The sequence below is a fragment of the Nocardia sp. CA-119907 genome (genome assembly GCF_050955995.1).
Lineage (GTDB): Bacteria > Actinomycetota > Actinomycetes > Mycobacteriales > Mycobacteriaceae > Nocardia.
Genome location: NZ_CP192091.1, coordinates 2,267,884 through 2,280,244 on the forward strand (window position 1 = coordinate 2,267,884; position 12,361 = coordinate 2,280,244).

The window sequence follows — 12,361 nt, forward strand, 5'->3', positions numbered from 1 at the left end:
GCCTCTCGCGGTTCTCCCGGGAATGGAATCGGACCATGGTCCGGTTAGTGTAGGCAAAAGTTCGGACACCACATTCAGTACACCAGGAGTCGTCATGAGTAAGACCCGGATCCTCACTCTCGTTGGCAGCCTCCGCGCCGCGTCGATCAACCGCCAACTCGCCGAGGCCGCGGTGCAGACCGCGCCCGAGGGCGTCGAGATCACCATCTACGAGGGCCTCGCCGATATCCCGTTCTACAACGAAGACCTCGACGTGCCCGGTTCGGTACCGGCCGCCGCGCAGGCGCTGCGCGACGCGGTCGCCGCCTCCAATGGACTGCTGCTGGTCACGCCCGAATACAACGGCAGCATTCCGGCCGTACTCAAGAACGCCATCGACTGGGCCTCGCGGCCCTATGGCGTTGGTGCGCTGAAGGATCGGCCGGTCGCGGTGGTGAGCGGTTCGATCAGTCAGAACGCGGCCAAGTGGGCGCACGGCGATGTGGTCAAGGCGCTGGGTGTCGCGGGTGCTCACGTGGTCGAGGACGCGCACCTGCACTTCGCCGGATTCGGTGACCGGTTCGCGCAGGCGCATCCGCGCGATGACGCCGAGGCGCTGACCCAGCTCGGCGCGACCGTGCACGAACTCGTCCAGGCGATCGGCGAACTGGTGTCCGCCTGAGCGTCGGATCCCGATGCAAGGGCCGCCCCCGCTCCGCTCGCGGAGTCCGGGGGCGGCCCTTTTTCGTTCGCCGAAAGAAGTTTGCTGGGAGGGCGCTATGGTGCGAAATTGTGATCTGCACCACTGTTGTGGCGGGTTGCGTATCGAGCGTCCAGGTACTTACCGCTTGGGAATTTCACCTTTGTGACTCGCAACATGTCGTGTTGGATGAATCTGTCGGCCACTAGGTGTAGTGTCTTCGGTACTGGAAGACGGAATGAGATCGGCCTTGGCCTCGAGTGGCTGAGCAGGGGTTTCGGAACCGATCCAGGAGTTTGCGCAGTGTAGGTCGGATCATGCATCGCTAGCGACTGATTGCAGGTCGCTCGAAACGATCAGCATACGGATCACAGGCTGTGGATCAGGCATAGGAGAGAGGGACTCAATGACCATCACCGTGTACACCAAGCCCGCTTGCGTCCAATGCAATGCCACCTACAAGGCGCTCGACAAGGCCGGGGTGGACTACGAAGTCATCGATATCTCCGAGAACGACGATGCGCGTGACTACGTCATGGCGTTGGGCTACCTGCAGGCGCCGGTCGTCGTCGCCGGTGAGGATCACTGGTCCGGCTTCCGGCCCGACCGCATCAAGTCGCTCGCAACCGTGGCGGCCTGATCGCTTCCAGCTTTCCGGTGCATCCGATGGGAAGGGGAGGTGGCCATGTCCGAAGGAACGGCGCTGGTCTACTTCTCCAGCGCCTCGGAGAATACGCATCGCTTCGTCGAGAAGCTGGGGCTCCCGGCGACTCGCATACCACTGCACACCGCTGACACACTGCGCGTAGACGAACCCTACGTGCTGATCGTCCCCACTTACGGGGGCGGTCGGCACGTCCTGGGGGGAAATAGATCCGATAAGGATTTCGTGCCGCGACAGGTCGCCAAGTTCCTCAACGATCCGCACAACCGCGCACTGCTGCGCGGTGTCGTGGCGGCGGGAAACACGAACTTCGGCGATACCTATTGCTATGCGGGCGAGGTGATCTCACGCAAGTGCGGAGTGCCTTACCTGTATCGCTTCGAACTCATGGGAACCGCTGAGGACGTCGAACGCGTCCGCGAGGGATTGGGATTGTTTTGGCAACAGCAACGACAGCACCGACCGGCAAAACAGCTCGCTTAGAGCAGCCACCGGTCCGTTCCGCCGATGCGGGCGAGGTCATGGACTACCACGCCCTCAACGCGATGCTGAACCTGTACGGCGCCGACGGCAAGATCCAGTTCGACAAGGACCGCGAGGCGGCGCACCAGTACTTCCTACAGCACGTCAACCAGAACACCGTCTTCTTCCACAACCTGGACGAGAAGCTGGACTACCTGGTCGAGGAGAACTATTACGAGGCAGAGGTTCTCGAGCAGTACAGCCGCGCGTTCATCAAGACGCTGTTCCAGCAGGCCTACGCCAAGAAGTTCCGGTTCCCGACCTTCCTCGGCGCGTTCAAGTACTACACCTCCTACACGCTGAAGACCTTCGACGGGAAGCGCTATCTGGAGCGCTTCGAGGACCGGGTGGTCATGGTCGCGCTGACGCTGGCCGCCGGTGACGAGGTACTCGCGGGCCGGCTGGTCGATGAAATCATCGACGGCCGTTTCCAACCCGCCACCCCGACCTTCCTCAACTCGGGCAAGAAGCAGCGCGGCGAACCGGTGTCGTGCTTCCTGTTGCGCATCGAGGACAATATGGAGTCCATCGGGCGCTCCATCAACTCCGCACTGCAGCTGTCCAAGCGCGGTGGCGGTGTCGCATTGCTGCTCAGCAATATTCGCGAGCACGGCGCGCCGATCAAGAAGATCGAGAACCAGAGCTCGGGTGTCATCCCGATCATGAAGCTGCTCGAGGATTCGTTCTCCTACGCCAACCAGCTCGGTGCGCGGCAGGGTGCGGGCGCGGTGTATCTGCATGCGCACCACCCGGATATCTACCGGTTCCTGGATACCAAGCGGGAGAACGCGGACGAGAAGATCCGCATCAAGACGCTCTCGCTGGGTGTGGTGATCCCGGACATCACCTTCGAGCTGGCGAAGAAGAACGAGGACATGTACCTCTTCTCGCCGTACGACGTGGAGCGCATCTACGGCGTGCCGTTCGCCGATATCAATGTCACCGAGAAGTACTACGAGATGGTCGACGACAAGCGCATCCGCAAGTCGAAGATCAAGGCGCGCGAGTTCTTCCAGACCATCGCCGAGCTGCAGTTCGAATCCGGCTACCCGTACATCATGTTCGAGGACACGGTGAACCGGGCCAACCCGATCGCGGGCAAGATCACCCACTCGAATCTGTGCTCGGAGATCCTGCAGGTGTCGACGCCGTCGCTGTTCAACGACGATCTGACCTATGCCAAGGTGGGCAAGGACATCTCGTGCAATCTCGGATCGCTCAACATTGCCAAGACGATGGATTCACCCGATTTCGCGCGGACCATCGACACCGCGATCCGGGCGCTGACCGCGGTCTCGGATCAGACCCACATCTACTCGGTGCCCTCGATCGAACAGGGCAATAACGAATCCCACGCGATCGGCCTCGGCCAGATGAACCTGCACGGGTACCTGGCCCGCGAGCGGGTGCACTACGGGTCCGAAGAGGGTATCGACTTCACCAATATCTACTTCTATACCGTGGTGTACCACGCGATTCGGGCCTCGAACCTGATCGCGAAGGAGCGTGGCACCTACTTCGGCGGCTTCCCCGAATCCAAGTACGCCTCCGGTGAGTACTTCGACAAGTACACCGACCAGGTGTGGGAGCCGAAGACCGACAGGGTCGCGCAACTGTTCGCCGATGCGGGCGTGCACATTCCGACCCAGGCCGACTGGCTCGAGCTGAAGGCCTCGGTCATGGAGCACGGCATCTACAACCAGAACCTGCAGGCCGTCCCGCCGACCGGCTCGATCTCCTACATCAACCACTCGACCAGCTCCATCCATCCGGTGGCGTCGAAGATCGAGATCCGCAAGGAAGGCAAGATCGGCCGCGTCTACTACCCGGCGCCCTACCTCACCAACGACAATCTCGAGTTCTACGAGGACGCCTACGAAATCGGCTACGAGAAGATCATCGACACCTACGCCGCCGCTACCCAGCACGTGGACCAGGGCCTGTCGCTGACCCTCTTCTTCAAGGACACCGCCACCACCCGCGACCTCAACCGCGCCCAGATCTACGCCTGGCGCAAGGGCATCAAGACCCTCTACTACATCCGGCTGCGCCAGATGGCCCTGGAGGGAACCGAAGTCGAGGGCTGCGTGAGCTGCATGCTGTAGTTGTTTCGTCGAAAGGGGCGGTCTCCGTTGGGAGGCCGCCCCTTTCGGCTTTTCGGTCGCCTACCTCCTGGCTAGAGTTATCGGACTACGGTGAGCGTGGGTCGATTGGAGGGGCGACGGACCATGACCGATGTTGTGCTGGTGATCAATTCCGGCGGTCGACGAGATGCCGAGTGGCTCGACGAACTGGCCGATGAGCTACAGACCGATCTGCGCGAGATCCGGGGCCTCGTCGTACGACGTGCGACGGCGGCCGCGGGCGATGGCATGAAATCCGGGGCGCTCGAGCAGATCGGCCAGCTGGTCGCCTCCGGCGGCGCGATCGGCACCGTGGCATGGGCGATACGGGATATCGTGATCAAATTCCTGGACCGCACCAGGGCCGCCTCGGTCACCGTCAAGAATGGCGATCGGGAGGTCACCATCGCGCGGCCGAGCGACGGGCAGGTCGACAAGATCGTCGATCAGCTGCGCGACCTGCTCGATGATGAGTAGTCCGACCGGACGCCGTTTGGCGCTGTTCGTCGCCAACGACACCTACCACTTCGAGGGCCTGCCTCGGCTCTACGCGCCGGTCACCGATGCCGATCAGTTGCGAGAGTTGCTGCGCGACCCGGAGATCGGCGGGTTCCGGCCGACCGAGCTATTGATCAACGAGTCCAAGGCCGAGATCGAGCGCAGCATCGAGCGGTTGTTCCGCGGGGCCGAGCCGGAGGATGTCATCCTCTTCTACTTCTCCGGGCACGGCCTGCGAACCAGACAGAATCTGTATCTGGCGACCAGCAATACCGACCCGCAGTTGATCAGCAGTACGGCGGTGTCCTCGACGTTCATCCGGGAATTGATCAGGGATTCGGCCGCGGCGGCGAAGATCATTCTGCTCGACTGCTGCTACAGTGGCGCGTTCCTCGGCTCGGATGTGGTCAAGTCCGCGCCGAATATCGACGATATCGGTCGTGAACTCTCTGCGGGAGACGGCATTTGCGTGCTGACCGCGTCCAGCGCGATCGAGACCGCCGAGGACGGACGGGCGGGTGCGGATCAGTCCGCCCCGCTGTCGGTCTTCACCTCCGCGCTGGTGAAGGGCATCGGCACGGGCTTGGCCGATAACGGCAGCGGACTCATCGGAGCGCATGATCTGTGGACCTATGTCAGCGCCGATGTGCGCGCCCGCACGAGCAGGCAAACTCCGAATCACTATGGGGTGTTCAAGGACGAGGTGTATATCGCACGGGTCCGGCGGAAGTTCTCCAGCATCCTCGAAGCGGGAGATCGAGTTCAACTCGGCGAACTGCTCGGTCGCATCGAACGTGATCCGGTGGCGGGTCTGCGTGCCGAGAACTGGTGGGGGACAGGCCGACTGAAGGTGCCGATCGGTCAGGAGCGACGCACGGACGGTGCGGAGGGGGAGACGGTCTGGCTCGACCTCGCGGGCACCGACGGAAACCTCCTCGTCATCGGCCGAGCCGGGGCCGGAAAGAGCACACTGCTGCGCACGCTCGCCGGATCACTCGCACTCACCCATACCCCGGATGAAGTGCAGATCTATGTGCTGGAGTCCAGTAACCGCTTGGGTTCGATGCGCGCACTGCCGCACCTGGCCGACGTGGCCAGCGATGACGAACCCGAGCAGGTGCTGATGCTGCTGGAGAAGGTCGCCGCCGATATCCGCGCTCGCAAGAAGCTCTACCGCGACAACAACATCGACTCGCCGGCCAGCTTGCGTGCCGCTCGCCCGCTGCTGACCGACGGACCCGTCGCCGACGTATTCCTGCTGATCGACCGGTGGGGTGACTTCCGCGAGCACATCGCCGAACTCGACAGCCGGATCAGACAGGTGGCGAGCGCGGGGCCGGAATACGGCGTGCACGTGGTCGCGACGGCGCGCGACTGGACCGAGGTACCGGACTGGTTGGCCGATCTGCTGCCCGCGCACATCGAACTTCGGCTGCATCGCCCGGCGGAATCGCGGCTCAATCCGGAACGTGCCGCGCGTCTGCCGGAGGTGCCCGGCTGGGCGCTCTACGGGCAGCGGCCATTTCGCATCGCCATGCCGGATTTGCGTGAATTGCAACCGGATTCGATGGGTATCGTCGAGATGACCGATGGTGCAGGCGAATTGGTGAACCGCATCGTCGGCGCGTGGCCCGACGCGCAAGGTTCGGAGGTGCGGCGTTCGCCGTTCGAGGGTGAGGTCGACTTCGCTGAACTGTTCGGGCTGGATGCGAACGACCGGGTCGATCTCGCCGTGGCATGGCAGCCGCGGACGGAGCGGGAGCGGCTGCGAGTCGCGATCGGTGTGACGCCTACCGGCGAAACCGTCGAGCTGGATCTGAAGCAGGCCGCAGAGGGCGGTATGGGTCCACACGGCCTAGTGGTCGGTGCGACGGGATCCGGCAAGTCGACGTTGCTGAAGAATATTGTCGCCGGTCTCGCCCTCAACCACCCGCCCGATGCGCTCAACTTCCTGCTGATCTCCGCCAAAGGCGGCGATGCGTTCGACGGATTCGCTGGGCTACCGCATGTTTCGGCGATCGTCCCCGATCTGGAGGCCGATCTTCCACTGATCGATCGTCTCGGCGAGACGATCGCGGGTGAGGTGGCGCGACGGCGGGAGTTGTTGCAGTCCGGACATTACGCAAACATCGGCGCATACACGTCTGCGCGGTCGGCGGGCACTGAGCTCGAGCCCCTGCCGCCGTTGCTCATCATCGTGGACGAGTTCGCCGAACTCCTCTCACAGCGACCAGGATTCGCGGACGCATTGGTCCTGATCGGACGGGTCGGTCGTTCGTTGGGGCTGCACCTGATGCTGGCAACGCAACGGCTCGACGGATATCGGATCGGTGGGCTCGAGGCGAACCTGTCCTATCGGATCGCGTTGCGGACGTTTTCGGCCAACGAATCGCGCACGGTGTTGGGCGTGCCGGATGCGTATCAACTGCCGAGCACGCCTGGACATGCGTACTTGAAATATGACTCCGAGTTGGTTCGCATTCGAGCCGCGTACGTATCGCGACCGGAACGTGGCGAATTCGGCAAGGACACCGGCGCAACGGTCCAGCGGACGCTGCTCGAGGCACTGGTCGCACAACTGCAGGGGGGTGCACCACCGGCACGTGCCGTCTGGCTGCCGCCGTTGACCTCGCCGACAACCATCGGCCTGCTGCTGTCGACCCAGAGCTACCAGGAGGGGTCGTCGGCGCCGATCGGCGTTATCGATGATCCTTACTTTCAGCGCCAAGATGTGCTCACGACCATGTCCACGTTCGGGGATCAGGGAAACGTTGCGGTGGTCGGCGGCCGCAAGTCCGGTAAGTCCAGGGCATTGGCGACCATGGTGCTGGCGATTGCCGCGACTCGTCCCCCCGAGCAGGCCCAGTTCTATGTCCTCGATTTCGGTGGTGAATTGCTCACGAACCTTGGGGAGTTGCCGCACGTAGGTTCGATCGCGGACAGGTCGGATCCCGATCTGGTCCGCCGCACGGTAGCCGAGTTGGCGGCGCGGATGCGTGAGCGCGCGGACATCTGCACATCGGCACAGGTCGAGTCGATCGACGAACTCCGCAGGCGTCGGATGGACGACTCGTGGAGCGATCGGCTCGGTGATGTATTTCTCGTCGTCGACGGCTGGCGGGAACTGATCGGGCAGTTCGAATCTCAGGAGTACGAGCTGAATACTCTTGTCGCGCAGGGATTCCGGTTCGGTATGTATGTGATTCTCGCCGCCGACAAGTGGCGCGACATTCGGACTTCGGTGCGGGAGCGGATCCGGATGGGAGTCGAACTGCGGCTCGATGATCCGAATGAGTCCGAACTCAGCAGGAAGGCGGCGGCCCTCGTGCCGGACCTGTCCGGTCGCGGCTTGATCCTCGGGGCCGCCGGTGCCCAGCACATCATGATGGCGCTGCCGCGACTGGACTCGAATAGTGACTTCAGCACGGTGCCTGCCGGCATCCGCGCGGCCGCACAACAGATCGCCGCGGAGTATCCCGGTCGCCGTGCCCCCGAAATTCGGTTGTTGCCCGCGCGAATCACGCGCGCCGAGGTGCTCGCGTCCGCGGATGTGCTGGCAATCGAGCAGAGTTGGGATCGCGTGATCATCGGCCTACGCGAGTCCGATCTGCGACCGGTGGTCCTGGACTTCCGCAGCCAGCCGCACTTTCTCGTCTTCGCCGACTCCGAATCGGGCAAGACGACGCTGCTGCGGAATATTGTCGCGGGGCTGACCGAGAACTCCGCGCCGGAGCAAGCGAGAATCGCGATGATCGACTTTCGGCGGTCGCTGCTCGGTACGGTCGGGGACGCCCACCTCGCGGGATATTCGACCAGCTCGCAGACCGCGTCGGCGATGGTTGCCGGGCTTGTCGAGTTCCTTTCGCGCCGAACCCCCGGACCGGAAGTCACCGCAGAGCAACTGCGCGAGCGCAATTGGTGGAGTGGGCCGGAACTGTTCGTCATCGTCGATGATTACGACCTGGTGGCCACCAGCGTGAGCAATCCACTGCTGCCGCTGGTCGACTATCTCGCGCAGGCAAGAGATCTCGGCTTCCATCTGATCCTGGCCCGGCGCACCGGCGGTGCCGGACGCGCCATCTACGATCCGGTGATCAGCAGGTTGCGCGACCTGAGCGCCGAGGGATTGATCATGAGCGGCTCCCGGGAAGAGGGTGCGCTAATCGGCGACATCCGCCCATCGCCATTACCCCCCGGCCGCGGAATCTTCTTGACCCGTTCGCGCCCTCCAGAATTGGTCCAAATCTGCGAAATCCCGCCGCAGTAAACACCACGCGCCGTATTCGGTGCGGGCCCCGCACACCTTCGTATTTCGAGCTCGGTGTGTCGCGCGGCGAGTCGGTGTGCGTGGTATGCGGAACGTGTGCGAGGAGGGGGTTATCCGAAGAAGTTGTGCCGGCGGTGCGTATCGAAAGCGGCGGGCGCCATGGGGCGCCCGCCGCTGTGGTGGGGGTCAGCGGAGGGCGGGGGCCACTTCGCGTTCGAAGAGTTCGATGCCGGAGGTGTCGTAGGCGGCTTCGGGGAAGTTGAAGATGGCATAGGACAGGCCGAGATCGCGGACCGCGGACAGTCGCTCGACGATCTGTTCCGGGGTGCCGACGGCGGGGGAGGTGCGGAACATGCCGTCGACGTAGGACTTGGCCTGGTTGTCATCGATTACGGTGGCCAACCGCGCCTGGACCGCCGAAAGGCGTTCCTCGACTTCGGCTTCGGTGGATCCGATGACCGCGTTGAAGTTCGAGGAGCGCACGATGGCGTCGAAATCGGTGCCGACATCGGCGCAGTGCGCGCGCAGAATTTCGGACTTGTGCGTGAATTCCTCCGGTGCTCCACTGAAATTGGTGTACCGGGCGTACTTCGCCGCGATGCGCAGCGTCTTCTTCTCACCGCCACCGGCGATCCACAGCGGAATTCCGCCGTCCTGCAATGGAAGTGGCCGCACGATGGCACCGTCGACCTGATAGTGCCTACCGTCCAGCGTGGCCTTGCCCTCGGTCCAGGCCTGGCGGAAGATCTGCACCCCCTCGTCGAGCCGCCCGAGCCGCTCACCCGCCGACGGAAAGCCGTAACCGTAGGCGCGCCACTCGTGTTCGTACCAGCCGCCGCCGATGCCCATCTCGACCCGGCCGCCCGAGATCAGATCCGTCGTCGCGGCGACCTTGGCGAGATACACCGGATTGCGGTAGCTGATCGCGGTACACATCTGCCCGAGCCGAATGCGGGATGTGGCGGCCGCGAACGCCGCCATCAGCGTCCATGCCTCGTGCGTCGCTTCTTCGGTCGGCACCGGCACCGTGTGGAAGTGGTCGTAGACCCACAGCGAGTCCCAGGTATCGCCCGCATCGACACGTTGGGCGAGATCGCGCATCACCCCCCACTGCGCCGCCGGGTCGATACCGACCAAATCCAGCCGCCACCCCTGCGGAATGAAGATGCCGAAGCGCACAGATCTCTCCTTCATGTGTTTGCACCGAACCTAGTCGCAACCGGTTCACTGTTCCCGGCTCGGCGCCACCTGGACAAGGGTTCTACGCCGCATGCGTCCAACTCGGTTGTTAATTCGCTGGCATGTGAGGTCGATTCGGGTCAAGCTGGACCGGAATAGTGATGAATAGTTACGGACAACCTCGACTCGGAGTGGACTTCGGTCGAGTCATTCAGGGGGCCGCCCTGCCGCACAGGGGCGCGGATACCGTCTTTCTCTCAGGGGGTATCGAGGAGGCACTGGCCACGCCGCCGACCGATGGTGCGTTCGATGTACTGGGGCGGCTGGTCGAGCGGTTCGACGGCCGGGTCTGGGTGATCTCCAAATGCGGGCCCCGGGTTCAGGAACGCACCCTGCAATGGCTCGATCATCAGGGGTTCTACCAGCGGACCGGGGTGTCGCGCGATAGCGTGCGTTTCTGTCGCAAGCGGGCGGACAAGGCGATCCACTGCGCCGAATTGGGGATCACGCACATGATCGACGACCGCCTCGAGGTGCATCTGGCGCTGCGCGATCTGGTGCCGCATCTGTATCTGTTCGGTGTGCAGGCCGAACCGGTGCCGGAGTGGATCGAACACACCCCGACGTGGCCCGATGTCGAGAGCGCCGTCGGTGCGACATTGGTGCCCTGACTCCCCGCAGTGGCAACGGTCATAGCCGGACCGGATGTCGTCGGTCTTTACACGATTCGACTGTGAACACCAGCGCCACCGCATGTATCCTTCAACCGGAAGCTGTGCGGCCGGCCCGTTCGGGCGGCGCATTCGAGAATCTGCAGTGCTGACGGCGCTGCGGCGGTGATTAGGAGGTGGGGTTGCCATGCGCAGCGAACCTCCCAGTCGAAGGCCGCGCGGCGCCGCCCCTTCGTGCAGTCGTTAGCGTCCGGGAACCGTAGCTTCTCGGGTTAGCGGTCATGGGGACGGTGCCCCGCGGTGTGACTTCGTATTTTTCGATTCACTCGCTTACTCGCCGTGTGCTGAGGACCTCCCATGTCACAGACCGATCTCATCGAAGCACGTCCGACGCTGTCCGCATCGCTGCAGGACATCGCGGATACCCATCGTGTCGACGCCGCGCTCGACTGGCTCGACGACCATTCGCCGCATGTCATCGCGGACGAACTCGCACGCATGGACGCCGTCCAAGCGGGCGTTGCCTTCCGTCTGCTCGACAAGGATCTGGCGCTTGCCGTCTTCGAGGAGCTCGAACCCGTTGACCAGCAACAGATTCTGGAGGGTCTGCGCGATCAGAGCTTCCGCGAGCTGGTCGAGGGCATGGCCCCCGACGACCGGGCCAGGATGTTGCGCGAGGCGCCCGCCAAGGTCGCCAAAAAGGTGCTCGCCGGACTGAGCGCGCGCGAACGGCGGATGACCGCGGCGTTGCTCGGCTATCCGGAGGGCTCGGTCGGGCTCTATATGACGCCGGAAGTCGTTGCGCTGCCGCGTAATTTGAGCGTCCCCGACGCACTGCAGACGGTGCGGATCAAGGGCATCAATGCCGAGACGGTGTACACGCTGCCCGTCGTGGACTCCGGTCGCCGCCTCACCGGCATTGTCGAGTTGCGCGAACTGGTACTGAGTCGTCCGGACACGATGGTCTCCGATCTCGTCGTCACCGAACCCACATTCGTGCGCGCCACCGATTCCGCGGAGCAGGCGGCGCGGCTGATGCGCGAGACCAATGTCATCAATCTGCCGGTCGTCGACAGTGAGGACCGGCTGGTCGGGCTGCTCACCATCGATGATGCCGTCGAGGTCATCGAGGCCGCCGATAGCGAGGATGTCGCCAAGCAGGCGGGTTCCGCGCCGTGGGAGGGCCACTACATGGCGGCCAAGGTCTTCCAGCTGGCACGCTATCGGGCCCTGTGGTTGCTGCTATTGCTGTTCGCGGCCACCTTGACGGTCAGTGTCACCGATTTCTTCGAGGGCACCCTGCAGCAGGCGGCGCATCTGGCACTGTTCATCCCGCTGCTCATCGGCGCGGGCGGCAATGCGGGTGCCCAGGCGGCGACCGCCTGCGTGCGCGCACTCGCCGTCGGCGAGGTGCGCGGCTCGGACCTGTTCAAGGTGATCTGGCGCGAATGCCGGGTCGGCCTGGTGCTCGGCACCATGCTGGCCACCGCGGGTGTCGCGATCGGCGCACTGTTCGTCGACCCGGGCACCGCCCTGGTCGTCGGCATCACCCTGGTCATCATCTGTGGCTGGGCCGCCACCATCGGCGGCACCATGCCCCTGCTGGCCAAGCGCTTCCGCATCGACCCGGCCGTCGTGTCCGCCCCCATGGTGACCACCCTGGTGGACGCCACCGGCCTGATCATCTACTTCACCACCGCCAAGATCGTCCTCGGCATCTGAGGCGAATACGAGAAATCCGGCTCGATCTGGGGATCG

General features: G+C 63.8%; 9 protein-coding genes. 8 read left to right on the plus strand and 1 reads right to left on the minus strand.

Going from position 1 to position 12,361, the window contains the following annotated elements; genetic code table 11:
* Positions 1-94: 94 nt before the first annotated feature.
* The 6 genes from ACQP2D_RS10190 (at position 95) to eccCb (ending at position 8,753) form a co-directional block, all read left to right on the plus strand.
* Positions 95-661: an NAD(P)H-dependent oxidoreductase gene (locus tag ACQP2D_RS10190; protein ID WP_433683473.1), complete on the plus strand. Its 567-nt coding sequence runs from the start codon at positions 95-97 to the stop codon at positions 659-661.
* A gap of 424 nt (positions 662-1,085) precedes the next feature.
* Entirely contained in the window at positions 1,086-1,319 is a 234-nt protein-coding gene (nrdH, locus tag ACQP2D_RS10195) for a glutaredoxin-like protein NrdH (RefSeq protein WP_062985026.1), read from the plus strand.
* 45 nt (positions 1,320-1,364) lie between these two features.
* Positions 1,365-1,826, plus strand: a complete 462-nt coding sequence (gene nrdI / locus ACQP2D_RS10200; protein ID WP_433683474.1) for a class Ib ribonucleoside-diphosphate reductase assembly flavoprotein NrdI — start codon at positions 1,365-1,367, stop codon at positions 1,824-1,826.
* A gap of 38 nt (positions 1,827-1,864) precedes the next feature.
* On the plus strand, positions 1,865-3,970 hold the full coding sequence (gene nrdE / locus ACQP2D_RS10205) for a class 1b ribonucleoside-diphosphate reductase subunit alpha (protein ID WP_433683475.1): 2,106 nt from the start codon (positions 1,865-1,867) through the stop codon (positions 3,968-3,970).
* Between the two features lie 123 nt (positions 3,971-4,093).
* Positions 4,094-4,465, plus strand: coding sequence for an effector-associated constant component EACC1 (locus tag ACQP2D_RS10210; RefSeq protein ID WP_433683476.1), 372 nt, complete (start codon positions 4,094-4,096; stop codon positions 4,463-4,465).
* On the plus strand, positions 4,458-8,753 hold the full coding sequence (gene eccCb, locus ACQP2D_RS10215; protein ID WP_433683477.1) for a type VII secretion protein EccCb: 4,296 nt from the start codon (positions 4,458-4,460) through the stop codon (positions 8,751-8,753). Before ACQP2D_RS10210 ends, eccCb begins: the two co-directional genes overlap by 8 nt.
* Before the next feature lie 186 nt (positions 8,754-8,939).
* Here the strand turns inward: eccCb and ACQP2D_RS10220 are convergent, their stop codons facing one another.
* Complete coding sequence (locus ACQP2D_RS10220; RefSeq protein ID WP_433685597.1) at positions 8,940-9,932, minus strand: LLM class F420-dependent oxidoreductase; 993 nt, start codon at positions 9,930-9,932, stop codon at positions 8,940-8,942.
* Positions 9,933-10,093: 161 nt separating this feature from the next.
* Here ACQP2D_RS10220 and ACQP2D_RS10225 point away from each other — a divergent pair, with 161 nt between their 5' ends.
* Both ACQP2D_RS10225 and mgtE read left to right on the plus strand, forming a co-directional pair.
* Positions 10,094-10,603: a hypothetical protein gene (locus ACQP2D_RS10225; RefSeq protein WP_433683478.1), complete on the plus strand. Its 510-nt coding sequence runs from the start codon at positions 10,094-10,096 to the stop codon at positions 10,601-10,603.
* Positions 10,604-10,960: 357 nt separating this feature from the next.
* Complete coding sequence (gene mgtE / locus ACQP2D_RS10230; protein WP_433683479.1) at positions 10,961-12,325, plus strand: magnesium transporter; 1,365 nt, start codon at positions 10,961-10,963, stop codon at positions 12,323-12,325.
* The last annotated feature ends 36 nt before the right edge of the window (positions 12,326-12,361 follow it).

Coding starts and splice junctions, on each gene's coding strand:
- nrdI (WP_433683474.1), top strand. CDS start 1,365: ATGTCCGAAGGAACGGCGCTGGTCTACTTCTCCAGCGCCTCGGAGAAT.
- nrdH (WP_062985026.1), top strand. CDS start 1,086: ATGACCATCACCGTGTACACCAAGCCCGCTTGCGTCCAATGCAATGCC.
- ACQP2D_RS10190 (WP_433683473.1), top strand. CDS start 95: ATGAGTAAGACCCGGATCCTCACTCTCGTTGGCAGCCTCCGCGCCGCG.
- ACQP2D_RS10225 (WP_433683478.1), top strand. CDS start 10,094: ATGAATAGTTACGGACAACCTCGACTCGGAGTGGACTTCGGTCGAGTC.
- nrdE (WP_433683475.1), top strand. CDS start 1,865: ATGGACTACCACGCCCTCAACGCGATGCTGAACCTGTACGGCGCCGAC.
- eccCb (WP_433683477.1), top strand. CDS start 4,458: ATGAGTAGTCCGACCGGACGCCGTTTGGCGCTGTTCGTCGCCAACGAC.
- mgtE (WP_433683479.1), top strand. CDS start 10,961: ATGTCACAGACCGATCTCATCGAAGCACGTCCGACGCTGTCCGCATCG.
- ACQP2D_RS10210 (WP_433683476.1), top strand. CDS start 4,094: ATGACCGATGTTGTGCTGGTGATCAATTCCGGCGGTCGACGAGATGCC.